This window comes from Bradyrhizobium sp. 153, from assembly GCF_023073835.1.
Classification (GTDB): Bacteria; Pseudomonadota; Alphaproteobacteria; order Rhizobiales; family Xanthobacteraceae; genus Bradyrhizobium.
Genome location: NZ_JADPKH010000081.1, coordinates 56881 through 82920 on the forward strand (window position 1 = coordinate 56881; position 26040 = coordinate 82920).

21 protein-coding genes and 1 pseudogene are annotated in these 26040 nt (G+C 65.3%); 13 read left to right on the top strand and 9 right to left on the bottom strand.

Translation table 11 applies throughout. From position 1 onward, the window contains the following. Nucleotides 1-246 precede the first annotated feature (246 nt). The 4 genes from IVA91_RS19060 to IVA91_RS19075 form a co-directional block, all read right to left on the bottom strand. Nucleotides 247-546, bottom strand: coding sequence for an acylphosphatase (locus IVA91_RS19060; RefSeq protein ID WP_247275713.1), 300 nt, complete (start codon nt 544-546; stop codon nt 247-249). Further along, nucleotides 543-1409, bottom strand: coding sequence for an isocitrate lyase/PEP mutase family protein (locus IVA91_RS19065; RefSeq protein ID WP_247420542.1), 867 nt, complete (start codon nt 1407-1409; stop codon nt 543-545). Before IVA91_RS19065 ends, IVA91_RS19060 begins: the two co-directional genes overlap by 4 nt. Nucleotides 1410-1469: 60 nt before the next feature. Continuing rightward, nucleotides 1470-3485 carry an acetyl/propionyl/methylcrotonyl-CoA carboxylase subunit alpha gene (locus tag IVA91_RS19070; protein ID WP_247420539.1) on the bottom strand — a complete coding sequence of 672 codons (2016 nt, stop codon included), beginning with the start codon at nt 3483-3485 and terminating at the stop codon, nt 1470-1472. A gap of 188 nt (nt 3486-3673) precedes the next feature. Further along, nucleotides 3674-4744 carry a putative zinc-binding peptidase gene (locus IVA91_RS19075; RefSeq protein ID WP_247420537.1) on the bottom strand — a complete coding sequence of 357 codons (1071 nt, stop codon included), beginning with the start codon at nt 4742-4744 and terminating at the stop codon, nt 3674-3676. Nucleotides 4745-4949: 205 nt separating this feature from the next. Here IVA91_RS19075 and IVA91_RS19080 point away from each other — a divergent pair, with 205 nt between their 5' ends. From IVA91_RS19080 to IVA91_RS19095, 4 genes are all read left to right on the top strand, one after another. Continuing rightward, entirely contained in the window at nt 4950-7427 is a 2478-nt protein-coding gene (locus tag IVA91_RS19080; protein WP_247459062.1) for a PAS domain S-box protein, read from the top strand. A 188-nt stretch (nt 7428-7615) separates the two neighbouring features. Beyond that, entirely contained in the window at nt 7616-8056 is a 441-nt protein-coding gene (locus tag IVA91_RS19085; RefSeq protein WP_247459063.1) for an EamA family transporter, read from the top strand. An 83-nt stretch (nt 8057-8139) separates the two neighbouring features. Next, nucleotides 8140-9423, top strand: coding sequence for an MFS transporter (locus IVA91_RS19090; protein WP_247459064.1), 1284 nt, complete (start codon nt 8140-8142; stop codon nt 9421-9423). Between the two features lie 26 nt (nt 9424-9449). After that, nucleotides 9450-10700 (top strand): arsenic transporter, encoded by a 1251-nt coding sequence (locus tag IVA91_RS19095; RefSeq protein WP_247420528.1) that lies wholly within the window; start codon nt 9450-9452, stop codon nt 10698-10700. 180 nt (nt 10701-10880) lie between these two features. Here the strand turns inward: IVA91_RS19095 and IVA91_RS19100 are convergent. Continuing rightward, nucleotides 10881-12244, bottom strand: a pseudogene (locus IVA91_RS19100) (MFS transporter). Nucleotides 12245-12268: 24 nt separating this feature from the next. Then, on the bottom strand, nt 12269-13036 hold the full coding sequence (locus IVA91_RS19110) for a GntR family transcriptional regulator (RefSeq protein ID WP_247275704.1): 768 nt from the start codon (nt 13034-13036) through the stop codon (nt 12269-12271). A gap of 178 nt (nt 13037-13214) precedes the next feature. Here IVA91_RS19110 and IVA91_RS19115 point away from each other — a divergent pair, with 178 nt between their 5' ends. Genes IVA91_RS19115 through IVA91_RS19125 form a run of 3 tightly spaced genes read left to right on the top strand, consistent with a single transcriptional unit; the run spans nt 13215 to nt 16251 of the window. Further along, nucleotides 13215-14414, top strand: coding sequence for a mandelate racemase/muconate lactonizing enzyme family protein (locus tag IVA91_RS19115; protein ID WP_247300691.1), 1200 nt, complete (start codon nt 13215-13217; stop codon nt 14412-14414). Between the two features lie 11 nt (nt 14415-14425). Then, entirely contained in the window at nt 14426-15193 is a 768-nt protein-coding gene (locus IVA91_RS19120; protein WP_247459067.1) for an SDR family oxidoreductase, read from the top strand. A 26-nt stretch (nt 15194-15219) separates the two neighbouring features. Next, nucleotides 15220-16251, top strand: coding sequence for an L-idonate 5-dehydrogenase (locus tag IVA91_RS19125; RefSeq protein WP_247459068.1), 1032 nt, complete (start codon nt 15220-15222; stop codon nt 16249-16251). On the opposite strand, the gene IVA91_RS19130 is transcribed toward IVA91_RS19125, so the two are convergent. Next, nucleotides 16241-17125, bottom strand: a complete 885-nt coding sequence (locus IVA91_RS19130) for a DUF3280 domain-containing protein (protein WP_247459069.1) — start codon at nt 17123-17125, stop codon at nt 16241-16243. The two genes, IVA91_RS19125 and IVA91_RS19130, sit on opposite strands and share 11 nt — an antisense overlap. 195 nt (nt 17126-17320) lie before the next feature. Between IVA91_RS19130 and IVA91_RS19135 the strand changes: the two genes are divergently transcribed. Further along, on the top strand, nt 17321-18703 hold the full coding sequence (locus IVA91_RS19135; protein ID WP_247459070.1) for a histidine kinase: 1383 nt from the start codon (nt 17321-17323) through the stop codon (nt 18701-18703). Continuing rightward, nucleotides 18700-19362 carry a response regulator transcription factor gene (locus IVA91_RS19140; protein WP_247459071.1) on the top strand — a complete coding sequence of 221 codons (663 nt, stop codon included), beginning with the start codon at nt 18700-18702 and terminating at the stop codon, nt 19360-19362. The genes IVA91_RS19135 and IVA91_RS19140 overlap by 4 nt, the downstream gene beginning before the upstream one ends. 16 nt (nt 19363-19378) lie before the next feature. Here the strand turns inward: IVA91_RS19140 and IVA91_RS19145 are convergent, their stop codons facing one another. After that, the gene (locus tag IVA91_RS19145) at nt 19379-20362 is read right to left on the bottom strand and encodes a VOC family protein (protein WP_247459072.1); all 984 of its coding nucleotides are present in this window, start codon (nt 20360-20362) and stop codon (nt 19379-19381) included. A 148-nt stretch (nt 20363-20510) separates the two neighbouring features. Between IVA91_RS19145 and IVA91_RS19150 the strand changes: the two genes are divergently transcribed. From IVA91_RS19150 to IVA91_RS19165, 4 genes are all read left to right on the top strand, one after another. Then, nucleotides 20511-21302, top strand: a complete 792-nt coding sequence (locus tag IVA91_RS19150) for a DNA-binding transcriptional regulator (RefSeq protein WP_247459073.1) — start codon at nt 20511-20513, stop codon at nt 21300-21302. Nucleotides 21303-21375: 73 nt separating this feature from the next. After that, complete coding sequence (locus IVA91_RS19155; protein WP_247459074.1) at nt 21376-22881, top strand: bifunctional 3-(3-hydroxy-phenyl)propionate/3-hydroxycinnamic acid hydroxylase; 1506 nt, start codon at nt 21376-21378, stop codon at nt 22879-22881. A 25-nt stretch (nt 22882-22906) separates the two neighbouring features. Then, nucleotides 22907-23758 carry a fumarylacetoacetate hydrolase family protein gene (locus IVA91_RS19160; protein ID WP_247459075.1) on the top strand — a complete coding sequence of 284 codons (852 nt, stop codon included), beginning with the start codon at nt 22907-22909 and terminating at the stop codon, nt 23756-23758. Nucleotides 23759-23802: 44 nt separating this feature from the next. Further along, entirely contained in the window at nt 23803-25014 is a 1212-nt protein-coding gene (locus IVA91_RS19165; protein WP_247459076.1) for an ABC transporter substrate-binding protein, read from the top strand. Nucleotides 25015-25080: 66 nt separating this feature from the next. On the opposite strand, the gene IVA91_RS19170 is transcribed toward IVA91_RS19165, so the two are convergent. Beyond that, nucleotides 25081-25923, bottom strand: coding sequence for a hypothetical protein (locus IVA91_RS19170; protein WP_247459077.1), 843 nt, complete (start codon nt 25921-25923; stop codon nt 25081-25083). Nucleotides 25924-26040 lie beyond the last annotated feature (117 nt).

Consider the following 26040-nt stretch of genomic DNA (forward strand, 5'->3'; position numbering starts at 1 on the left):
CTCTCCCCGCTTGCGGCAGGGCAATCGCATGGCGGCGTTCTGATTGCGCGCCTCGTCCCTTCGAGATGACCCTCTGCGCAGTCTCCTCCAGGATGAGGCTAATCGGCTTCGGTGCTCGTTGAAACTGCTGCCGCGCATTCCATCCTCATCCTGAGGAGCCCGCCTAAGCTGGCGTCTCGAAGGATGGCCGCAGGGAAACGCTCTCAACATGCGATAGCTTGCCGCAACCGGAGAGCGGGAGCACACCTACGCCGTCGGTAACACCGAAAACGCCTCCCCTGCCCGGCGCAGGTTCAGCTCCTCGGCACCCGCAGTCTCGCTGGTGACGCTGTCGACGCGCGAGGACGGCGGGCCGTGGCGGCACAGCGCGACCATGTCGGCGACGTGCTTGGGCGTGCCCGCGAACAGCGCTTCGACGCTGCCGTCACGGCGGTTGCGGACCCAGCCTTCGAGACCGCATGCAGCCGCCTGGGATTCGACCCAGGCGCGGTAGCCGACGCCCTGGACGCGGCCGCGGATCACGACCTGGAGGATCGCCCGCGTCATTTTCTCGGTCCAAGATAATCGGCGCTGCGCGCCTTCACATCGGCCTCGCGCATGACGCGGCTGGTCAGTTCCGATGTGGGCAATCCCTTCAGCGCTTTCGGTGCCGTGCCCTCACGCAATGCCTTCTGAGTCTCGTACACTGCCTGCGTTGCAGCCGCGATCGGCGCATGGCCCTGCAGCGCGATGCGCACGCGTTGGCTCTCGAGATAGTCGGTAGCGTTCAATTCCTCCGGCGCGCCGCCGAGCACGAGCGGCAGGTGCGTGGCGGATGCGATGGCCGCGAGTTCCGCGTGCGACCTGATGCCGGTGAAGAACAGCGCGTCCACGCCGGTGGCTTCATAGGCCATGGCGCGCCGGATCGCATCTTCGATGGACGTGATCGAGGCAGCTCCCGTGCGCCCCATGATGACGAGCGAGGGATCGCTGCGGCCGTCGAGCGCCGCCTTCATCTTGCCGACGCCTTCCTCGAGCGGGATCAGTTGCGTGTTCGCCTCGCCGAACGCCGCGGGCAGCAGCGTGTCCTCGATGGTGAGGCCGGCAGCCCCCGCCGTCTCCAGCTCCTGCACCGTACGGCGCACGTTCAGCGCGTTGCCATAGCCGTGATCGGCATCGACGAGGACGGGAAGCGCGGAGGCGCGCGACATCCGCCGCATCTGCTCGGCAAGCTCGCTCAGCGTGATCAGCGTGACGTCGGGATCGCCGAGCACGGCGAGCGAGGCCACCGAACCGCCGAACATGCCGAGCGGAAAACCGAGGTCCTCGGCAATGCGGATCGAGATAGCGTCGTAGACCGAGCCGGGATGGACGCAAGCCGAGCCCGACAGGATCGATCGCAGTTTCTCGCGGCGGGAACGAAAGGCCATGGTTGCCTCACTCTCCATTCCTCATCCTGAGGAGCGTCTGGCGTTGCGCTCCGGCGCGCTTCACGCAAACTCCAAAATCAGCGCGTCCACCGCGAGGGTCGCGCCGGCGCTGGCGTGGATCTTCTTCACAGTGCCGTCCTGCTCGGCGCGCAGCACGTTCTGCATCTTCATGGCTTCGACGACGGCGAGCGTCTCGCCGGCCTTGACCTCCTGCCCCTCGTTCACGGCGATCGAGACCACGAGGCCCGGCATCGGACAGAGCAGCTTCTTGCCGGTGTCCGAAGCCGTTGTCACTGGCATCAGCCGGGCCGAGGCCGCTTCAGCCTCGGTCCAGACATAGACGGGCACCTCGACGCCCTGATGCGCGAGACGAATGCCGTTGGCAATCGGGCGGGCCTGCAGCGCGACGAACTGTCCATCGATGGTGCCCTGCCAGACCGGATCGCCGGGCTTCCACGGCGATTGCAGCAGATGCGCATTGCCGGCCTTGCCGTCCGCATCGACGAAACGCACCGTGATTGCTTCGCCCTCGCGCGCAACCTCCAGCAGGATCTCCTGGCGATCGAGCCAGACTGCGCGGCGGCGCTCGCGCTGCACGATGCGGCCGCCCATCTGGCCCGAGATCTGCCGCTTGCGCTCGCCGAGCACGTGATCGATGGCGGCGCCGACCGCAGCGATCCGCCGCGCGACCTCGCCTTCGGGCACGCGCACCGCAAAGCCCTTGGGAAACTCCTCGGCGATGAAGCCGGTGGAGAGCCGTCCCTCGCGCCAGCGCGGATGGTGCATCAGCGCGGACAGGAACGGAATGTTGTGCCTGATACCGTCGACATAGAAGGAATCCAGCGCTGTCGCCTGCGCCTCGATCGCGGCCGCGCGCGAGGGGGCATGGGTCACCAGCTTGGCGATCATCGGATCGTAATGGATCGAGATCTCGCCGCCCTCCTGGACGCCGGTGTCGTTACGCACGGTGATACCATCCTGGCTGGCTTCCGCCGGCGGGCGATATTTCACCAGGCGCCCGATCGAAGGCAGGAAGTTGCGGAACGGATCTTCGGCATAGAGGCGCGATTCAACCGCCCAGCCGGTCAGCGTGACGTCCTTCTGCGCAATGGCGAGCTTCTCGCCGGCGGCAACGCGGATCATCTGCTCGACGAGATCGATTCCGGTCACGAGTTCGGTGACGGGATGCTCGACCTGGAGGCGCGTGTTCATCTCCAGGAAGTAGAAGCTCTTGTCCTGCCCTGCGACGAACTCGACGGTGCCGGCGGAATCGTAGTTCACGGCTTTCGCCAGCGCGACCGCCTGCTCGCCCATCTTGCGGCGGGTTTCCTCGTCCAGCAGCGGCGACGGTGCCTCCTCGATGACCTTCTGGTTGCGGCGCTGGATCGAGCATTCACGCTCGCCGAGATAGATCACGTTGCCGTGCTTGTCGCCCAGCACCTGGATCTCGATATGGCGGGGATCAACGATGAATTTTTCGACGAAGACGCGGTCGTCGCCGAACGAGGCCTTGGCCTCGGCCTTGGCGAGGTTGAAGCCCTCGGCGACCTCGGCCTTGGAGTGCGCGATGCGCATGCCCTTGCCGCCGCCGCCAGCGGAGGCCTTGATCATGACGGGATAGCCGATCTCGTCGGCAATGCGGACCGCGTGCTTGTCGTCCTCGATGACGCCGAGATGGCCCGGCACGGTCGAGACCTTGGCCTTGGCCGCCGCCTTCTTGGATTCGATCTTGTCACCCATCGCCGCGATCGCGCCGGGGTTCGGGCCGATGAAGACGATGCCGGCCGCCGCCAGCGCGCGCGGAAACGCCTCGCGCTCGGACAGGAAGCCGTAGCCGGGATGCACCGCTTCCGCGCCGGTCTTGCGGCAGGCGTCCACGATCTTCTCGATCACCAAATAGCTCTCGGCCGCGGCGGGTGGGCCGATCAGCACGGCCTCATCGGCCATCTCGACATGGAGGGCATCGCGGTCGGCCTCGGAATAGACCGCAACGGTCTGAATTCCCATCCGGCGGGCAGTCTTGATGACCCGGCAGGCGATTTCGCCGCGATTGGCGATCAGAATGCGTTTGAACATGCTTTTCTTGAGTCTCGACCTTGGGCGGGGACCCCTTTCCTGGCCGCTGGGGCCTATGGGAAACGGGCCGTGTGGCTCCCGTGGTACATCAAAATGGGCCGGAGGCAACGGTCTAAATCCCTCCCCTCTGGCGTACCAGCGCAAGACCGGAATGGGCTTGCGCAACGGACGACTGGCCCTGGCACCGCCTACAGCTTCCCGGCCTTGGCCACGTCCCGCACGAGGCCGTGAACAAAGCCAAGCTTGGCGACTACCGCGGGCGACAGGATGAAGGGATAGAGGTCGCGCAGGCCCATGGCGCGGTTGACGCTGTTCATGGCGAAGGTGAAGGGCAACCATGCGTTGACCAGCGCTTCCACATCCCGGGCCTCGTAGGGGTCGAAACGGATGCGCGCCGTCAGCTCCCCGTCGCGGTCGACCTTGGGGCGTACCTCCATGCCGAACTCGGCGGCCATCTCCAGCGTGTCGACGATGTGGAGATAGTGCGCCCAGGTCTCGGCAAAGTCCTCCCACGGATGCATCGTCGCATAGGCCGAGACGTAGTTCTGCTGCCAGTTCGGCGGCGCGCCTTCGGCATAATGACGCTGCAGGGCCTGGCCGTAATCGGCCGAATCGTCGCCGAACATGGCGCGGAATTGGTCTAGCTTGTCCCCGTCGCGCACCAGCACGTCCCAGAAATAATGCCCGACCTCGTGGCGGAAATGCCCGAGCAGCGTCCGGTAGGGCTCGCCCATCTCGAGCCTGCGCCGCTCGCGCGCGAGGTCGTCGGCCTCGGTGAGCGCGATCGTGATCAGGCCGTTGTCATGGCCGGTCATGATCTTCTCTCCGCTGTGCGGATCGTCGGCGAGGAAATTGAAGATCAGCCCATGCGCGGGATTGTCCTGCCGGGTCTGGAGCGGCAGCTTCCAGCGGATCAGGGAATAGAACAGCCGGTGCTTCGCCACCTCCAGCTCGCGCCAGCCGGCGAGCTGCGCCGGATCCGACAGATCCGGCACGATGCCGTTGTGACGGCAGGCGCGGCAATAACCCGTGCCGTCACCCGTATCCGTCAGCCAGTTGCAGGAATCGTATTCGGCATTACGGCACAGCATGCGGCTTTCGGCCTTGTCGACCAGCGTCCTCCAGGCCCCGCCGTCGGGCTCGATCGCCGACATCGTCTCCTTCTCCGGCAGGAAGGCGACGCGGTGGCCGCAGCGCTCGCAAGCGCGGTTCTCGAAATACAGGACGTTGCCGCAGGCTTGGCAGACAAAGAGCTTCAAGATTTAGCCTCTTCAGAAAGGAAGGCTTGTGAATGAGTTATGGCGCCTCGCAGATAGGCGCGCAGAGGGCCCATCGTTCCAACGTCAGGAACAAATAGCCAGCGGAGGCGTTCGTTCATATCCTCCGTCATCCTGCGCCTTACCTGCATATTCCCGTCTAAGCGATGGCCATCACGCTCCGTCTGTGTGAATATCGGTCCGGCACGTGCGCACCCGCATGACAACGGCCGACGCCTTGACCGATCCTTTGCCCGAGACCCTCGCTGCCGAAAGGCTGCGCCAGCACCTCGAAGACGTCGCGCGCGAGCGCGACAACGCCTACCGCGCGCTTCAGGAGCGCGAGGCCGAGCTCGCACGCATCCAGCGTATCGGCAAGGTCGGAGGCGTCGAGGTCGACTTCCGCGAAGGGTTCAAGAACCGCCGTTCGCCCGAATATCTGATGATCCACGGGCTGCCCCCGGAGGCCACGGACGAGACGCACGAGGACTGGGTCAACCGCATCCATCCCGAGGACCGCGACGCGACCGTCAGCCATTTCTTCGAGGCTCTCGCCGGAACGAGCCAAGATTACACCGCCGAATACCGCATCATCCGTCCCAGCGACGGCGAGACCCGCTGGATCCGGGTCGTCGCCAAGATCGAGCGCGACGGGGACGGCCGCGCCATTCGGCTCGTCGGCGCCCATATCGACATCACCGACCAGATGCTCGCGCGCGAGACGCTGCGCGAGAGCGAGGAGCGCTTTCGGCTGATTGCCGATAGCGCGCCGGTGCCGATCTGGGTGACCAAGCTCGACCGCAAGCGGTCCTTCGCCAACCAGGCCTATGTCGATTTCGTCGGCCTGCCCTACGATCAGGCCATCGATTTCGACTGGCGCAAGGTGCTGCATCCGGACGACCTGCCGCACGTGCTCCAGCAATCCGTCCAGGGCGAAGCTTCGCTAAAACCATTCGTGCTGGAAGCGCGCTACAAGAACGCCAAGGGCGAATGGCGCTGGCTGCGCTCGGAATCGCAGCCGCGCTGGGATCCGACCGGCAAGCATATCGGCTTCATCGGCGTCGCCCACGACGTCACCGCGGCCAAGCAGGCTGAGATCGAGCTCCGGCAGCTCAACGAGACTCTGGAAGAGCGCATCGCCCAGCGTACCGCCGAGCTCGAAGCCAACGAGGCGCGGCTGCGTGCGATCCTGGAGACCAGCAACCAATATCAGGGCCTCGTCAATCTCAGGGGCGAATTGCTTTACGCCAACAAGACCGCGCTCGCCGGCATCAAGGCGAATTCCTCGGACGTGATCGGAAAGCCGTTGTGGGAGACGCCCTGGTTCACCGGCACGAGCGGCATGAGTGCTGCCGTGCGAGAGGCCTTCGACAGGGTGCTCAAGGGCGAAGCCGTGCGGCTCGAGATGCGCCTGCACCTTCCCGTCGGCGAGCGCGATTTCGACTTCGGCATGCGTCCGGTGCTCGATCGCCACGGCAACATCACCGGTGCCGTGCCAGAGGCCGTCGACATCACCGAGCGCCGGCGCGGCGAGGAAGCGCTAAGGCAGTCGCAGAAGATGGAGGCGATCGGTCAGCTTACCGGCGGCGTCGCGCACGACTTCAACAATCTCCTCACCATCATCCGTTCGGCGACCGACTTCCTGCGCCGCCGCGAGCTGCCGGAGGAGCGCCGCCGCCGCTATGTCGACGCCATTTCCGAGACGGTCGAGCGCGCCTCCAAGCTGACGGCGCAGCTGCTGGCATTCGCGCGGCGGCAGCCGCTCAAGCCGCAGATCTTCGATGTCGGCAGCCAGGTCGAGAGCATCGCGCAACTGATCCGGCCGCTGGTCGGGGGCCGCATCGACATCGCGGTCGAGATTGACGATACCCGCTGCTTCACCCTGGCCGACATCGCCCAGTTCGAGACCGCGTTGATCAACCTCGCCGTCAACGCCCGCGACGCCATGGATGGCGAAGGCCGCCTCATCATCGCGGTGCGCAAGGTCGAGGGCATTCCGAGCCTGCGCGCACAATCGCCGCGCGGCGGCGACTACATCGCCATCTCGGTCAGCGACACGGGTCGCGGCATCGCGCCGGAACATCTCGACTCGATATTCGAGCCCTTCTTCACCACCAAGGAGGTTGGCAAGGGCACGGGACTCGGGCTCAGCCAAGCCTTCGGCTTCGCAAAACAATCCGGGGGCGACATCGCGGTGACGAGCGCGCAAGGCAAAGGCGCGACCTTCACCATCTATCTGCCGCGGGCGCAGAGCCCTGTAACGGACAAGGAAGCAGCGGCACTGACCTATGAGGCGGCGGCCACCGGGCGCGGCTATCGCGTCCTCGTGGTCGAAGACGACGACGAGGTCGGCCGATTCTCCACCGAGTTGCTGGAGGATCTCGGCTACGTCGTCCGCCGCGTCGCCAACGCCAATGCGGCGCTGACCATCCTCGACGAGAACGAATTCGCCGTGGACCTCGTCTTCTCCGACGTCATCATGCCCGGCATGAACGGCGTCGAGCTCGCCGGCGTCATCCGCGAGCAGTATCCGGGTCTGCCGGTCGTGCTCACCTCTGGCTACAGCAACGTGCTCGCCGAGAACGCCCATCGCGGCTTCGAGCTGATCCAGAAGCCGTATTCGGTGGAATCGCTCTCGCGCATCCTGCGCAAGGCGATCACGGAGAAGCTGTCGATGGCACGGTGAACCTCTTTCGGCGTCCGGGCGAAAGCCGGGATCCATATCGCGTGATTTCCCTTGTGGCACACGCATCGTCGCTCTTCGCCAAACACCTTTTCGTGCTTGTGGGTCGCGGCCTTCGCCGAGACGACATTTGAGTGTTAGGCTGCAATTGCCCGCACAACGATGATCAGCCGCCACACGTAAAGACCCTGATGAAACCCGCGCTCCTCTCCGCCTGGCAGACCTGGGCGATCCTCTCCGCCTGCTTTGCCGCGCTGACCGCGATCTTTGCCAAGGTCGGCGTCGAGAATATCAATCCGGACCTCGCCACTTGTATCCGCACCATCGTGGTCCTGCTCGCATTATCGGTGCTGCTGCTCTGCACCGGCCAGTTCGCCATGCCCTCAGCGGTCTCGTCGAGAACCTGGTTATTCCTGGTGCTCTCGGGGCTTGCGACCGGCGCGTCCTGGCTGTGCTATTTCCGAGCGCTGAAGCTCGGGCCCGCAACGCTGGTCGCGCCGATCGATAAGCTCAGCGTCGTCTTGGTCGCGCTGTTCGCCTTCGCTTTTCTCGGCGAGCGCCCGACGGCTCAGGGCTGGCTTGGCATTGCCATGATCGGCGGCGGCGCGGTGCTGCTCGCGGTCAAGTTTTGAGGAGCCCGGCGTGATCCGCGGAACCAGGCCGGCAACACGAAGGTTGCTGCCGGGGCCACCTTGAGCCTCGGCCGAGAGATCCGATGTCGAGCGCAAACTCCGATCAAGCGAGGCACGCCGGCCGCGCGCTCGATGCGGCCAATTTCTTCCTCGCCGACGTGCGCGACGGGCTCGGGCCCTACCTCGCCCTCTATCTCCTCACCGAGCAGCGCTGGGACGAGGCGCGCATTGGGCTCGTGATGTCGATTGCAACGATCGCCGGCATCGTAGCGCAGACGCCGGCAGGTGCGCTGGTCGATGCAACGCCGAGGAAGCGGCTCGCGATGGTGATAGCCGCCATTATGGTGACCCTTGCCTCGCTATCGCTGCCGTTGTTTCCGAACTTCGGGCCAGTCGCGATCTCGCAGGGGATTGCCCAGGCCGCCGCTGTCATCTTTCCGCCTGCAATCGCCGCCGTCTCGCTCGGCATCTTCGGCCATGCCGCTTTTACCCGGCGGATCGGCCGTAACGAGACCTTCAACCATGCCGGCAACGCTGTCGCTGCGGGTCTGGCAGGCGTCCTCGCCTATTGGTTCGGCCCGACCGTCGTGTTTTACCTGCTCGGCGCCATGGCGATTGCGAGCCTCGCCAGCATTGTCGCGATCCCCGAACGAGCCATTGACCACGATCTTGCTCGCGGCCTGCACCACGCTCACGCGAACAATCTGCCCGACCACCCCTCGGGCCTCGGCGTGCTCCTGACCTGCCGCCCCCTGCTCGTCTTCGCGCTCTGCGTCGTGCTGTTTCACCTCTCGAACGCGGCCATGCTGCCTCTGGTCGGCCAGAAGCTCGCGCTGCAGGACAAGAACATGGGCACCAGTCTGATGTCGGCCTGCATCGTCGCCGCGCAAGTCGTGATGGTACCGTTCGCGATGCTGGTCGGCGCCAAAGCCGACCGCTGGGGCCACAAGCGCTTCTTCCTCGCCGCGCTGCTGATCCTGCCGATCCGCGGCATCCTCTATACGCTCTCGGACAATCCGTTCTGGCTGGTCGCTGTGCAGCTTCTGGACGGTGTTGGTGCCGGCATTTTCGGCGCGATCTTTCCGGTTATCGTCGCCGACCTCATGCGCAACACCGGCCGCTTCAACGTCGCGCAGGGCGCGGTCATCACCGCTCAGAGCATTGGAGCTGCACTATCGACGACACTGGCAGGCCTGGTCGTGGTCGGCGCGGGTTACCATGCAGCGTTCATCTCGCTTGGCGCTGTGGCGGCGATCGGCGCCGTGATCTGCTTCTTCGCGCTACCGCAGACGCGGCAAATCGCAGACGGCGATCTGTGCGCGCGGGGGAAGACAGCTGCGTCCGCATCGGCTATCGCTGCCGAATAGATCTGGTTCACCTTGAGGACTGAAACGTGCCGTCTGACGCCATCTGGGCCTGGAGCATCATCGTCGCTGCGACCGCAGGCGTCATCATCCGCCCTTTTCGCCTGCCCGAGGCGATCTGGGCAGCGATCGGTGCCGCCGCTCTCGTGCTCCTCGGCTTCCTGCCGGGGCAGGATGCGCTCACCGGCATCGAGAAGGGTGTCGACGTCTATCTGTTCCTGATCGGCATGATGCTGATCGCCGAGCTGGCACGGCTCGAAGGCCTGTTCGACTATCTGGCCGCCTTTGCCGTCGAGCATGCACGCGGCTCTCCGCAGCGGCTGTTCCTGCTGATCTATCTCGTCGGCACGCTGGTGACGGTGCTGCTCTCGAACGACGCCACCGCGATCGTGCTGACGCCGGCCGTTTACGCCGCCACTCGCGCGGCCGGCGCCAAGCCGCTGCCCTATCTGTTCGTCTGCGCCTTCATTGCCAATGCCGCGAGCTTCGTGCTGCCGATTTCCAATCCGGCCAATCTCGTGGTCTTCGGCAAGCACATGCCGCATCTTGGAGCGTGGCTGCGTCAGTTCACGCTGCCGTCGCTCGCCTCGATCGGCTTCACCTATGTCGCATTGCGCCTTGCGCTGCACCGCGAGTTGAAGGAGGAAACGATCGAAACGAGTGTCCCTCAACCGAAACTCGGCCGTGGCGGCCGATTGACCGCCTATGGCATCGGCGCCATCGGCATCGTGCTGATATGGGCCTCTGCGCTCGATCTGCAATTGGGTTTGCCGACGTTCGTCTGCGGGACCGCGACGGCGGCCGCCGTGCTGTTGATCAACCGTCAATCGCCTATGCCCGTGCTGCGCGGCGTCTCCTGGAGCGTGCTGCCGCTGGTCGGCGGGCTCTTTGTCATGGTGGAGGCGCTGGTGAAGACCGGCGTGATCGCGCAGCTCAGCGCGCTGCTGCACCAAGCGGTGGCGCAATCCGTCCCGCAGGCCGCCTGGAGCGTCGGCATTGCCACCGCGCTCGCCGACAACATCGCCAACAATCTTCCGGTCGGCCTTGTCGCCGGCTCCGTCGCCGCCAGCGATCATCTGCCCGCGCCCGTTGTCAGCGCCATCCTGATCGGCGTCGACCTCGGCCCCAATCTGTCGGTGACCGGCTCGCTCGCCACCATCCTCTGGCTGGTTGCGCTCCGGCGCGAGAAGATCGAGGTCGGCGCCTGGCCGTTCCTCAAGCTTGGTCTGCTGGTGACACCGCCCGCACTGATCGCGGCGTTGGCGGCGGCAATCTGGTAAGGAAGGCCAGACGCAGCTTTCGAAATCAGGTGCGAGCTATTTGCGGTAGATCAATGCGGCCGGCGACGCTGCGGCAGACGATCGGCCTGCTCGGCCGTGAGGTGGGATCGATCCGGTCTTCTGAGCCCGTGACCGTCCGGCCCGATCGCCGCGATGACGCCGCGACCAGGTCGTGCTTCGTCAGTCGTTCTCGTAGCCGTAGACCTCCGGCAGGATGAAGATCGCAGCCAGCAATCCGATCACCGGGAAGATTGCGACGAACAGGGTGGCATTGGCTTGCCCGATCGCCGCGAACAGCGATGGGAACAGGAAGATCGCCAGGAACGACGGCAGCTTCACGAACATATAGGCGAAGCCGCTGGCGGTGCCGCGGTATCGCGGCCGGGCGACCATGGTCGGGATGGTCATGCAGTTCGACGCGTCCCAATAGTGGCCCCAGAGCATGCCGGCCGCGGCGAACGGCAGCAGCATCTTGTTGTCCGTGAAGAGCGCAAACGCAGCGACTAGCAGTGACACCAGCACGAAGGAGAAGCCTGCGATCGCAATGCCGCGATGGCCGATCTTCGGCGTCAGCAGCGGCCCGACCCACCCCGACAGAGCGGCGAAGCTGAATAGCCCCATCGTCACCAGATTATTGCCGAGCACGCTCGACACGCCGACCATGACGAATAGCACCGGCAGGTAGAACGCGAAGGTCGAGAACTCGCTCGCCTGCGCGAAACAGGCGATCCAGCCATATAGGGTGGCACGCCAGCGGATCGGATCCTTCTTGAGATCGGCGAGGAACGCGCGGGTCGAGACCTTCGGCACCTCGACGTCCCGGTCCGGCAGCATGTCGAGATTGTCGTTGAACATCTCGCGCGCGACCTGCTTGGCCTCGCGGTAGCGCCCCTTCTGCACCAGCCACACCGCCGTCTCCGGCACGTCGTGGCGCATGATCAGGATGATCAGCGCCGGCACCGCGCCGAGGCCGAGCGTGACGCGCCACAGCATCTCGTGGTTCATGTCGATCAGCAGGAAGATCACGATGACGCCGATGGTCAGGACCTCGCCGACCGCGAACATGAACTGCCACCTGTTGCCCATCACCTCGCGCTCACCCTTGGCCATGGATTCCATGATGTAGGTGTAGCCGGTCGAAATGTCCGAGCCGAGCGGGATGCCGAGCAGGAAGCGGATCACGACGAGCCAGGCAACGTTGGGCACGAACGCCTGCGCCAATGCCAGCACGATGAACATCACCATCGTCACCAGGAACATGACGCGGCGGCCGATCTTGTCGGATAGCCAGCCGCCGAGCAGCGCGCCGATCAGGGCGCCGCCTTGGGTGCCGGCTGCGGCGAGGCCCAGCATCAGCGGATCGGGATTGTACTGCTCCTTGATGAAGATCAGCACGAAGGCGATCGAAACAGATCCCAGGCCTCGACCAGGATCGAGGCCATCATCAGCCAGCCGACCTTGTTGCCTTTGGGACTGTAGTTCGTGATGAGGTAGCGGACCGCGGCCTCGCTCGCGCTCGGTTGTGGCATCGCCATCGTCGACATGTGTGTTCCTTCCTTCAAACTTTCTCACGCGCCGAGCAGCGGCTCGATGCTGCAATCGAGCAGGCGCGGATCGATCCCCGCCTCCATGCCGGTGAATATCGCATCCATGTAATCGATCAGGGCATCGCTCGCTTTCACCGCATCCTCGACGCGGCGATTGGCGACCGCAGCGAGAACGGCGAGATGGCAATCGATCGTGCCCGACAGCTCGGTCTGTCCCGGCATGAAGCGGTGGTGGATGTAGCCGATGCGCCGGTACAGCGTGTGCAGCGGCCGCAGCGTGTGCACCAGGAACGGCTCGCCCGCGGCCTCCAGCACCAGCGCGTCGATCCGACGGTCGATGCTGTTGAATTCGTCGAGGGTCAGGCTGGCGCGGCGCTCGCGCAGCAGGCGCTCGATGTGCAGCGCCTGATTGCGATGCGACAGGCTGGCGCGATCGGCCGCGAGACGGATCACGAAGCGCTCCATGTCGCGGCGTAAGCCCAGCAGCATGCGCTCACGCGCCAGATCGATCGGGGCGATGTGCAGGCCGTGCCGTGGACGAATGATGATGAGCGTGTCGGCCGAGAGACGATTGACGGCGTGGTGCACCGGCGTGCGGCCGAAGCCGGTGATCTGCTGTAATTCCAGCATGGTCATGAACTGGCCCGGCTTGAGCTCGCAGTGGACGAGGAGCTCCTCGATCCTCTGATAGGCCAGCTCGAAGAAGTTGAGGCGGTTGCGCCGGGAGGGCCTGCCCTCGCCGCTATCGTCGTTTCTCACCACCTCGAGCGCGCGCTTGCGCCGTGCCATGTCGTCCTCCGTCAACCTGCGCTCTCGTTGCGAGCTGGCGCCTTGCTTGTGACACCCCTAAAACATATTGTGAAATATTACAAGCAGGCGTAGGACTGCCCATCGGCCCGCCGGCAAATGGTGGCGCAGAAATGACAAACAAGGCGGGCGCTATGGGCCCGACGGGAGGATTATTGCCGTGAAGATCACGTCGATCGAGACCCTGCGCACTGAAGAATTCTCCAACGTCATCTGGGTGCGCGTCCACACCGATGCGGGCATGATCGGGCTCGGTGAGACCTTTTACGGCGCGGGCGCGGTCGAGGCGCAGATTCACGACACCTTTGCCGGCCGGCTGCTCGGCCGCAACCCCCTGCACATCGAAGCCATCCACCGCGACATGCTGAACCTGCCGATGGCGCAGTCATCGACCGGCGTTGAATACCGCGCGGCCTCGGCGATCGACATCGCGCTGTGGGACCTGTTCGGCAAGGTCTGCGGCCAGCCGGTGCACCAGATGCTCGGCGGCCTCTGCCGCGACAAGCAGCGCATCTACAACACCTGCGCCGGCACCCAATATGTCCGCTCGACCAATATCAGCCCGGTCGCGAACTGGAATCTCGGCGCCTCCAAGGGACCTTACGAAGATCTCGACGGCTTCATGCATCGCGCCGACGCGCTCGCCGAAAATCTCCTGGAAAGCGGCATCTCCGCGATGAAGATCTGGCCGTTCGATCCCGCCGCCCAGGAAAACAAAGGTCTCTACATCACCGCCGCTCAGATGAAGCAGGCGATCGAGCCGTTCGAGAAGATCCGCAAAGCTGTCGGCGACAAGATGGAGATCATGGTCGAGCTCCATTCGCTATGGAATCTGCCGACTGCCAAGCAGATCGCGCGCGCGCTCGAGCCCTACAAGCCGACGTGGTACGAGGACCCGATCCGGATGAACTCGCCGCAGGCCCTGGCCGAATATGCGCGCTCGACCGACGTCTGGGTCTGCGCCAGCGAGACGCTGGGCTCGCGCTTCCCCTACAAGGACATGCTCGACCGCGACGCCATGCACGTGGTGATGGCCGATCTGTGCTGGACCGGCGGCCTTACCGAGGGGCGCAAGATCGCAGCGATGGCCGAAACCTATCATCGGCCTTTCGCACCGCATGACTGCATTGGCCCGATCGGCTTCATCGCCGCCATCCACATGTCGTTCAGCCAGCCCAATACGCTGATTCAGGAATCGGTGCGCGCCTTCTACAAGGGCTGGTACAATGAGCTCGTCACCACCATGCCCATGATCAAGGACGGTTTTGTCTATCCGATGGAAGGCCCCGGCCTCGGCGTCGACCTCCTGCCCGCCGTCTTCGACCGCTCCGATCTGACCGTGCGCCGCTCCAACGTCTAAGGATTCCTGAGATGAGCACCGCCCTCTTCGACCTTTCCGGCCGTACCGCGCTCGTGACCGGCTCCTCTCGCGGCCTCGGCCGCGCCATTGCCGAAGGCATGGCCAGGGCCGGCGCCAAGCTGATCATCAACGGCGTCGATCCCAAGCGCGTCGAGCAGGCCGTCGCCGAGTTTCGCAGCGCCGGACATCAGGCCGAAGGCGCCGCGTTCAACGTCACCGACGAGCCCGCGATCGTCGCTGCCTTCAACGACTTCGACGGACAAGGCCTCGCCGTCGACGTCGTCATCAACAATGCCGGCATCCAGCACCGCAAGCCGCTGGTCGAGTTCACTACCGACGAATGGCGCAAGGTGATCGAGACCAATCTCACCAGCGCCTTCGTGATCGGCCGCGAGGCGGCCAAGCGCATGATCCCACGCAAGCACGGCAAGATCATCAACATCGGCTCGCTCGGCAGCGAGCTCGCGCGCCCGACCATCGCCCCCTACACCGCCGCCAAGGGCGGCATCAAAAATCTCACCCGCTCGATGGCGGTGGAATGGGCCCAGCACGGTATCCAGGCCAATGCGATCGGCCCCGGCTACATGCTGACCGACATGAACGAGGCGCTGGTCAACAACACCGATTTCAACACCTGGCTGATGAGCCGCATCCCGTCGAAACGTTGGGGCAAGCCGGATGAGCTGGTCGGCGCGGCGATCTTCCTGGCTTCCGACGCCTCCACCTACGTCAACGGCCAGATCATCTATGTCGACGGCGGCATGATTGCCGCGATGTGACCCGCGAACCGCTGAAGGAACAAACCATGCGCGCCGTCGTCATTCACGCCCCGAAGGACCTGCGGATCGACCTCTATCCGGATGCGGAGCCCGGACCGGGCGAAGTCCGCGTCAAGATTGCCAATGGCGGCATCTGCGGCTCCGATCTGCACTACTACCATCACGGCGGCTTTGGCGTGGTCCGCATCCAGCAGCCGATGGCGCTGGGGCATGAGATCGCCGGCGTGGTCGCTTCCGTCGGTGACGGCGTCACCCAGGTGAGGCCGGGCACGCGCGTTGCAGTCAATCCGAGCAATCCGTGCGGCCAGTGCCTGCATTGCCGGGAAGGCATGCACAACCAGTGCCTCGACATGCGCTTCCTCGGCAGCGCGATGCGCGTCCCCCATGTGCAAGGCGGCTTTCGCGAATTCATTACGGTCGGCGCCACACAGGCCGTACCGATCGCTGACAGACTGTCGCTCGCCGAAGCTGCGGTCGCCGAACCGCTCGCGGTGTGTCTGCATGCCGGCAATCAGGCCGGTTCTCTCCTCGGCAAACGCGTGCTGATCACCGGCTGCGGCCCGATCGGCGCGCTGATGATCTTGGTTTCGCGCTTCGGCGGCGCCGCCGAGATCGTGGTGACCGATGTCGCGGACGCCCCGCTCGCGGTCGCGAAGAAGCTCGGCGCCACGCACGCGATCAATGTCGCGACCAATGCCACTGCGCTCGATTCCTGGCGTGCCGGCAAGGGCGTGTTCGATACGCTGTTCGAAGCCTCGGGCAACCAGGCTGCACTCCGTACCGCGCTGGACGTATTGCGGCCCGGTGCCACGCTCGTTCAGCTCGGCCTCGGTGGCGAGATGACGCTGCCGATCAACTCCATCGTCGCCAAGGAATTGCAGCTCCGCGGCACCTTCCGCTTCGATTCCGAGTTCGAGCTCGCGGTGCGGCTGATGGGCGAAGGCCTGATCGACGTCAAGCCGCTGATCACGGCCACCATGCCGTTCGAGAGCGCGGTCGCCGCCTTCGAACTCGCCAGCGACCGCTCACAATCGATGAAGGTGCAGCTTACTTTCTAGCGGCGTCGGTGGCCTGCTGACTCTCGATCACCCGGTCGCTGACCAGCCGCACGGCGCCGCGCTTCCAGGAATAGTCCGCGCCGAGGCGCAGGCCGCTGTCGCCGCGCGCCACCACGGCGCCGGTCCTGGCATCGCGAACCTGGAAGCCGAGCGTGTATTCGGTGCGGCTGACACGCCGCACCACACCGATCAGCGACTGGTCCGCGCCGAGCTTCTGCGCGATCGCAGCCTCGCAGCCGCCGCAATCCCGCAAGGCGCCCGCCCTCGCCGCCCCTCCGCCGACATCGACGATCCGGTAACGGCCGGATTGGCCGAGCGCCTCGCGCACGGCGGCGCTGACCTCGGCCAGATACGAGGCGTCCGAAGCGGCCGAGACGGTCGCGGAAGCGGCTGTCATGTCCTCGAGCTCGAAGTCGAACACGGCAAGCGCGACCGGCGCTGGCGTGGCGAGCGCAGCCATGACCTCGCGGGACACGAAGATCTCGGCGCGCTCCCACGATTCATCATTGTCGCCGCGGAAGGTATAGAGCTTGTCCATCACGATCCTTTTGGCGCCGACGTCGATCACGGCGACCTTGGCCCATTGCACCAGCGTGCTGGTCTTCTGGATGCCGCCGACCACCTTGAACGCCGCACCGTCCTCGGCAGACCGCACCAGCCGATAGCGCCGGTCCATGCCGATATCCCGCCTCAGCGCGGCCATGAACGCCGATAGCCGCCGCTCGTGGGCGGCGGTCTGGTTGGCCGGCTCGTCCGACGTATCGGTATAGCTGAAATCGTCCATGGCAACGCCAATGGCAGCCTCGGCATCGGCCCGCGACGAAGCGAGCCCAAAGAGGAAGAAAGCAGAGAGAATCAGCCGGAAGCAGTGCATGAAGGAGCCTCGTGGGATGGAGCGGCCTTGCAAATCTGGACGGGTCGCCTGAGGCCACGCAGCCGTAATTGTCCCGACGAGCGCCGGGAAAATTTCACGACATTGCACTGCGGAAGGACGCGAACGCTTCCCGCGGGTTGCGTTCTGCCGTTTAATGGACGAGCGACAAAACCCATTCGCACCAGGTGCCCGCCGATGTGGAATCGCCCGAGGTTCGATCTCAAGGTCCGTCTGACGCTCCGCGTGGCCGCAATATCGGCCGCCTGCTTCACCGCGATCTCCGCCTATTTCCTTGTTACGGCCGAACGCGCAGCGCATGCGCGCATCGACGGTATCGCCGCCATCGTGGCGAAGACACTGGAGCTGCAACAGGGCAAGGTCCAGTGGGTGGCTAGCCCCCGCTCCGACTTCCCGAATCTTGATCCGGTTTCCGCCCATGTGATGACGCCCGGTCTGTGTCTTGGATTCCGGAGCGCGAGCGGCGAGATGCTTCAGCGCTTCTGTAGTGGCGCGCCTGTCCCGGCGAGCCCGCCGCCGCAAGCTTTCGCCGCCTTCTATCGCAGCCTGTTCGACCGCGGCCGCGAGGCGGCACGGCCGGTGATCGTGCGCGGAACGACGCTCGGCGAGACCGTGGTCTCGGTCGACCCCACCGTGCAGACGGCCGAGGCCTGGCACGAGGCTGGCCGCCTGATGATCGCGCTAGCAATCGCGTTGCCGCTGCTCTGCGCGCTGGTCTATGCCGCACTCGCTCGCGCCCTGCGCCCCACCCGCATGATCGGCAGCGGCCTTGAGCGAATCGCCGGTGGCGACCTCACGACCCGGTTGCCGCCGTTCGATCTCGCCGAGCTCTCTGCCATCCGCGACGTCTTCAACCACCTCGCCGAAAGCCTCGACATCGCGCTTGCGGAACGCAACGAGCTGACGCGGAAACTGATCGCGCTGCAGGACGAGGAGCGCCGCCATCTCGCGCGCGAGCTGCATGATGAGTTCGGCCAGTCGCTCGCCGCAATTCGCGCGCTTGCCGCGTCCGCCCGCCAGACGGCGGCGCAGGACTGCCCGGGGCTGCTGGGAGAGTGCGACAGCATTGCCCGGACCGCGACCGGCATGATGGAGACGCTGCGCGGCGCGCTGTTCCGGTTGCGGCCCCCCGACGTCGACGAGCTCGGCCTTGTCGCGAGCCTCGAAGGCCTGGTGGCGGGGTGGAACGGCCGCAGCCGCGGCCAGACCCGCGTCGATATCCGGTTCGACGGCGCCTTCGAGAACGTGCCCGCCTCCGTCAGCGCCAATCTCTACCGGATCGTGCAGGAAGCGCTCACCAACGCGGCCAAGCACGCCGGGGCCACGAAGGTCAGCCTTCATCTGACGATGGCCGAAAATGAGATCGCGCTCGCGATCGATGACGACGGCCGGCCGAACGAGGCGGCCGTCAAATCCGGCATGGGCCTGCTCGGCATGCGCGAGCGCGTCGCCGCGCTTCGCGGCCGGCTGAGCTTCGAGACCGGCCCTAATGGCTCCTCGCTGCGCGTGTTCATTCCGCTCGCGGCCACCGATCGGCAGGCACTGGAGCACGCCGCATGAGCACGACTGAAGCGACCATCTTGCTGGTCGACGACCATTCCGTCGTCCGCGAGGGGTATCGCTCCGTGCTCCAGAAACAGCCGGGTTTGCGCGTCGTCGCCGAGGCGGCCGACGGCGCGGAAGCCTACCGGCTGTACAAATCCCAGGCACCCGACCTCGTCATCATGGACCTCAGCATGCCCGGCATCGGCGGCATCGAGGCCGTCAGGCGGATCCGGCAATGGGACAAGGCGGCAAGGATCCTGGTCTTCACCATGCACGAGAATGCCGGCTTTGCCGTGCAGGCGATCCGCGCCGGTGCCAGGGGTTACGTCACCAAGACCAGTCCGCCCGAGACCTTGGTGCGCGCGGTGAAGGACGTGCTCGCCGGCAAGATCGCTATCAGCCCCGACATCGACCATGAGCTTGCGCTCAGCCGCATCGCCGGCGAGAGCTCGGCCGCCGACGTGCTCACGCCGCGCGAATTCGAGGTGCTCCGCCTGCTGCTCGCCGAGAACACGACTGAGCAGATCGCCGCGACGCTGCATGTCAGCCCGAAGACAGTGGCGAACCTGCACTCGCTGATCAAGGACAAGCTCGGCGTCGGCTCCGACATCGAGCTGGTGCGGCTGGCGCTGCGCCAGGGAATCTTGACCGAGGTCGATCTCGGCGAGGCCTGAGCTGCGCCGCCGAGCATCATTCGCGCGCGACCACCGAGTCCAGCCACGCGCAGTTGAGCAGCGGCACACGCGGATCGGCGACGCGCACGCCGCGGGCAGCCGCGTCGAGCCGCATGTCGCGTAGCCGCTTGCGCTGCTCTTCGGGCATATGCAGCCGCTCGTGACCCCATAGGGAGGGCCCATCAGAGGTCTCGTGCGGCTGCCAGGCCTCGGGATCGATGACGCGTCCGCCCCAGCCGTATTCAATGAAGAAGCCGGACGGCGTATTCACGTAGAACGAGGTCATGTGGTCATTGGTGTGCCGGCCCAGCGTGTAGGCGATGCGTCCCTCGTCCATCTGCGCGAGGTCGTAGCCCTGCCCGACATCATCGAGGCAGCCGAGCTCGACCATGAAGTGATGCATCGCCTTCCGCCCCGATCCGACCATCGCAAAGGAATGGTGACGGCCGTTGACGTGGAAGAAATAAAGCCCGTAAGGCTTCAGCCCGAAATCGGAAACGTGAAAACCGAGCACGTCGCGATAGAACGGCAACAGCACCTCGACATTCTCCACATTGAGCACGACATGCCCCATGCCAAGCGGCCCGGTGCGGAAGCCCGAGATCGGGCGGCCCGGCTCGAACGGCTCGCTCGCAAGCTCCGGCTTGCAGAAAGCCTCCAGCCGGTTGCCGGCGGGATCGGCGAACGCGATCAGCTCGCCGACATGCCGCTCTTCAGCGAGTGCGCGCGAGCCCCTCGTCACCTTGGTGCCATGTCTTTCGAGCCGTCCTGCTAACTTGTCCAGTTCGGCGGTCGAAGGAACTTCCCATCCCATCACCGCAAGGCCCGCATCGCTGCCGCCGTCGACGATCAGCCGCTGCTTGCGGTCGTCCATGCGGAAGGCCCGCACCTTGCCGCCACGATCGACCTGCTGCATCCCGAGCAGCCCGGTCGCCATCAGGCTCCATTGGTCGAGCTGGGATGAACTGATTCCGATATACCCGAGCGCTGCGATTTCCATCGAATTCCTTCCCGAAGGCATCGCGATCGCCGTACTGCGGCGAGCTTGATACCGGCCGCGCGCGATCCTACGGTGGCGTTCCGCAATCGCCTCGCGTTCGCAACGACAATAAGCGCGCCGGGATGTGCCACAAGGGAGGAAATACAAAGTGTCCAAGGAGCGGACGCGGAACGGCCAGCCTCGGCAGTCTGACGGCGTCCGCGCCTTCAAGCGCGGGCTCGACGTGCTGCAGGAAGTCAACCGCTCCGGCGGCATCCGCGCCGGCGACGTTGCCCGCGCGCTCGACCTGCCCCGTCCCACCGTCTATCGCCTGCTCGAAACGCTGGAGGAACTCGGCTATGTCGCGCGCAGCGCCAGCGACGACCGATTTCGTGTGACCGGGCGGGCGCTGAGCCTCGGTGACGGCTATGACCCCGGCGTGGTGATCTGTCAGGCGGCAGCGCCTTATCTCGCCGAACTCAGCAAGACCCTGATCTGGCCAGTCGATCTCTCCACCTACGAGAACGCCGCGATGGTGGTGCAGGAAACCACCCATTCGCGCAGTCCCCTCTCGATCGACCGCGGCATGATCGGCAAGCGCCTGCCGATGCTGCGAACGTCCGCGGGGCGCGCTTATCTCGCCGCCTGCCCCGCGCGCGAGCGCGATCTGATCGTCAGTCATTTGCGCCGCATCGACGAGGCCGACGACCGCCCCTTCCTCGACCAAGGCCGGCTCGACCGCATGATCGCCGAGACTGCCGCGCGCGGTTACGCGATCCGCAGCGAGGGCGAATACAATCCCAAGACCTCCTCGATCGCCGTGCCCATCGTTCGCAACGGCACCGTATTCGGCTGCATCTCAATTATTTGGATCCGCTCCGCGCTGGGCATCGAGGAAGCGGTGGCGCAGTTCGCGGGCCAGCTTCAGGAGACCGCGTCAGCCATTCCCGTCGAGGTCTAGTCGCCGTCCGCTGGGCGGACACTTGGCGCGGCAGTGTTGAAGGGATCGCACCGCTTGGGGAAGAGATAGCCCCATGCAAGATAAATCCGCCCCAGAAGAGTTTGACATCGTGATCGTCGGCCGCGGTCCGGTCGGCGCCACGCTCGCCAATTTGCTCGGCCTGTGCGGCGCGCGAACGCTCGTGCTCGAGCGCGAGGCCCGGACTTATCATTTGCCGCGCGCGGTGCATTTCGACGACGAATGCATGCGCGTGTTCCAGACCATCGGCCTTGCTGACGCGATCCTGCCGCACGTCATCCTCAGCCCCGGCATGCTCTTTCTCGATACCAACGGCCGCATGCTGCTGGACTGGTCGCGCCCGCAGACGCCGACACCGATGGGCTGGAATCTCAGCTACCGCTTCCACCAGCCTGATCTGGAGACCGTGCTGATCGGCGGCCTCGCCCGCTGGCCACATGTCGCCTTGCGCAGTCGCTGCGACGTGTTCGCGCTGGATCAGGATGAGGCCGGCGTGCGCGTCTGCTATGAGGACCTCTCCAACGGAGGACTCAGGGAAGTTCGCGCCGGCTACGTGATCGGCTGCGACGGCGCCCGCTCCCTGGTGCGCCGCTTCATCGGCTCGGGCATGGACGACCTCGGCTTCCACGAGCGCTGGCTTGTGATCGACGTGCTGCTCAAGCGCGCGCGCGACGACCTCGGCGGCTACAGCCTCCAGCATTGCGATCCGAGGCGGCCCGCAACTTACGTGCGCGGCACCGGCACGCGGCGGCGCTGGGAAATTACGGTCCTGCCCGACGAGGACACCCAGGAGGTCACGCAGCCGGCAAAAGTCTGGGAGCTGTTGTCGCGCTGGATCACGCCGGACGATGCCGAGATCGAGCGCGCCGCGGTTTACACGTTTCATTCCGTGATCGCGCAACGATGGCGCAGCGGACGTCTGCTGCTCGCGGGAGACTCCGCCCACCAGACTCCGCCCTTCCTCGGCCAGGGCATGTGCGCCGGCATCCGCGATGCCGCCAACCTCGCCTGGAAGCTGGCGAGCGTGATCCGCGAGAGCGCCGCGCCCGATCTGCTCGACACTTATCAGAGCGAACGCCTGCCGCATGTGCGCGAGTTCATCGAGCTCGCCATTCGCCTCGGCGGGATCATCAACACCAAGGCGATCGAGGCCGGCCTTGCCGCCGGCGAAGCGCGCGAGAACGCGCCGGTCAAGTTGGAAGTGAAGAAGCCCCTGCTCGGCCCCGGCCTCGCGTTCGGCGACCTGCCGCTCGCCGGACACCTCGCACCGCAATTCATGCTGAGCGACGGACGCCGCAGCGACGACCGGACCGGCTATCATCATCTCCTGCTCGTCGAGAGGGCGGCCGCACTGCCGCGCCTGGCGCTGTCGCAGACGGGGCTCAAGATCCTGACCAGCGAGGATGCCAACGGCATCAGCCCTTGGCTGCGCGAGCACGGCATCGTCGCCGCACTCGTTCGCCCGGACCGCTATGTGCGCGGGTCCGCCCGCAACGAGGCCGAGCTCGACCGCCTCATCGCCCCCATTGCGCCTCCAACCCACGTGCCGTCAGCGGCCTGAGCGGACACTTTCTCGAGGATATCTCATGAAACTGCTTTCTTTCATCGTCGACGGCCGTCCCTCGTTCGGCGCCGTCAAGGACAACGGTGTCGTCGATCTCGGCGCGCGCATAGCCGGGTGCACCACGCTGCGGCAGCTGCTCGAGGCCGATCGCCTCGCCGAGGCGGCAAGGCTAGCCGACTCCGCGGCCCCCGATCACGCGCTCGACAAGATCAGCTTCGCGCCCGTGATCCCCGATCCCGGCAAGATTATCTGCGTCGGTCTCAACTATCGCGAACACGTGGCCGAGACCGGTCGCACCGTCACCGAAAAGCCGGCGCTGTTTGCGCGCTTCGCCTGCAGCCAGGTCGGCCATCTCCAGCCGATCGTGAAGCCGAAGGTCAGCGACGATTTCGACTACGAAGGCGAGCTCGCACTCGTCATCGGCAAGGAAGGCCGGCACATTCCCGCACACCGCGCGCTCGACCATGTCGCGGGCTATTCCTGCTACAACGAAGGCAGCATCCGCGACTGGCAGCGCCACACCAGCCAGTTCCTCTCCGGCAAGACCTTTGCCGAAAGCGGCAGCTTTGGCCCATGGCTGGTGACGGCGGACGAAATTCCAGATCCGTCAAGGCTCACCTTGCAGACGCGCCTGAACGGCACCATCGTGCAGGATACCACCACCGACCTCCTGATCACCGCCATCCCCAAGCTGATCTCCTACATCTCGACGATCTGCCCGCTCGTCCCCGGCGACGTCGTCGTCACGGGTACGCCCGGCGGCGTCGGCGCCAAGCGCTCGCCGCCGCTGTGGATGCGCCCCGGCGACACCGTCGAGGTCGAAATCTCCGGCATCGGCACGTTGCGCAACACGGTCATCGCCGAACCGGCCTGATCACCGATGCCAATCAATCAAACATAACGACATCAGGAAACGCCATGGCCACCCTCCGCACGACATCCGTTGCCACTGTGCTAATCGCGCTGGCACTTGCAGGCACCAGCGCGCACGCCGAGATCAAGGCTGACGCCATCCGAATCGGCGTTCTCACGGACATGAACGGCGTGTTCGCGACCGCCATGGGCCCGGGCTCGGTCGAGGCGGCGCGCATGGCCGCGGAGGAGTTCGGCGGCAAGATCAACGGCAAGCCGATCGAGATCTTGCAGGCCGATCACCAGAACAAGCCGGATCTCGCCGCATCGCTGGCGCGAAAATGGTTCAGCGACGGGGTCCAGGCCATCGCCGATGGCGGCAGCTCCGGCGCCGCACTCGCGGTGCAGGAGCTGGTGCGCGGGAACGGCAAAATCTTCCTCGTCTCCGGTGCCGGCGCCAACCAGCTCACCGATGAAGCCTGCGCGCCGACCAGCGTGCAATGGACCCAGGACGCCTATTCCACCGCGACGGCGGTTGTCTCCGGCATCATGCAGACCAGCAAGGAGCCATGGTTCTTCATCACCGGGGACTACGCTTTCGGCCATTCGATCGAGGCAACCGCGCGCGAGCGCATCGCTGCGCTCGGCGGCAAGGTCGCCGGCAGTGTGAAAGCCCAGCTCGGCACGCCCGACTACAGCTCGTTCCTGCTGCAGGCGCAGTCCTCGGGCGCCAGGATCCTGGCCATCAACGTCGCCGGCGACAACGCCACCGCGATCAAGCAGGCTGAGGAATTCGGCCTCGCCGCCCAGGGCATGAAGATCGTGCCGATGTCGTTCCAGAACGTCGACATCGAGGGGGTCGGGCTCAAGGCGACGCGCGGCGATCTCATCGTCACCTCCTTCTTCGAGGACGTCTCGCCCGCCGCGCGGAAGTTCTCCGATGCGTTCTATGCGCGCAGAAAAGCGATGCCCTCGCAGATCCAGGCGGGCGTCTATTCCGCCGTGCGCCACTATCTGCAAGCCGTGAAGGACACCGACTCCGACGACAGCGCGTCCGTGATGGCCAAGATGAAGGCGACGCCGGTGTCGGATGCCTATACGCCCAACGGCCGCATCCGCGAGGACCAGCGCATGGTGCACGATCTCTACCTGGTGCAGGTCAAGACGCCCGAGGAATCCAGAGGTCGCTGGGATTTCGTCAAGCTGGTCGCGACGATCCCGCCCGACCAGGCCTTTCGTCCGCTCGACCGCAGCAAATGCAGCCTGGTCGGCAAGTAAAGCCCCTTGAAGCGAAGCTGGATGCCGCTTCGCTTCAAGAGTACGCGTCAACCGAAAATCTGACCGTCAGGCGAGATAGCGCACCAGATAGCCTTCCATCGCGTAGAGTGCGCAGAGCGCCAAGCTCGACCACACCGCGGCGCTGAAATACAGGAACATCCAGGTCAGCTCGCCCTTCCAATGCGCGATGTCGTGAGTCACGACCCAGCGCGTCGCGACATCGTGCAGGCCTTCGAGGAAGCCCAGGAACCTGCCGCCCTCGGCGTGCCCTGCCCGCCAGCGGCTGAGATACATCGGCACGTCGACGGTCACGAGGAAGGCGAGGAAGCAGGCGATGCCGACGATTCCCGCGATCAGCGCCCAGCGCACCACGCCCTGGAATTCCGGCATTAGGCGGCACAGTGCGATGCCGGCGAGGAAGAAGGTCACCGCCCACAGCGAATTCTCGATTGCGTTGTAGAGGAAGTTGGTGGTCACCACCGCGTACCAGGAGAAGCACTCCGCGATGATGATGATCGGCACGATCACGAGCGCGATGTTCACCGCGGTCTGCGCGCCGGTCATGGTCCCGAGCTGATGCAGAATGATCGCCCATTGCGCCGCGAAGCAGACTTCGGCGACGGTTGCGACCCTACGGCCGACGAACACGCTCGACAGCCAGGTATCGAACAGGCAGATGCGCTGCACATCGGCGCGCGGCAGCACTGAGCGAAACGCGCAACCGAACACATAGGCCGCGCACAGCAGGAACATCAGGCCGATATCCGAGCCGCCACTGAGGCTGCCCGCAACGGTCGGGTAGAACTCGCGGTACAGCATGAACCAGACGAGGATATTGGCAGCGCTGACCAGCGTCAGGGACCCCCACCACCACGCGAGGGGATTTGACCGTGCCTGCCACTGCAACATGAATCCCTCCGCTGTAATCGACGTGACATGTGTTCGTAATAATCCTGTCACAAGACGCCGCGGAATCACGACAAAAATGTGTGTGTAGCGGCGCCTTCCGTGCGGCTCCTGACCAGG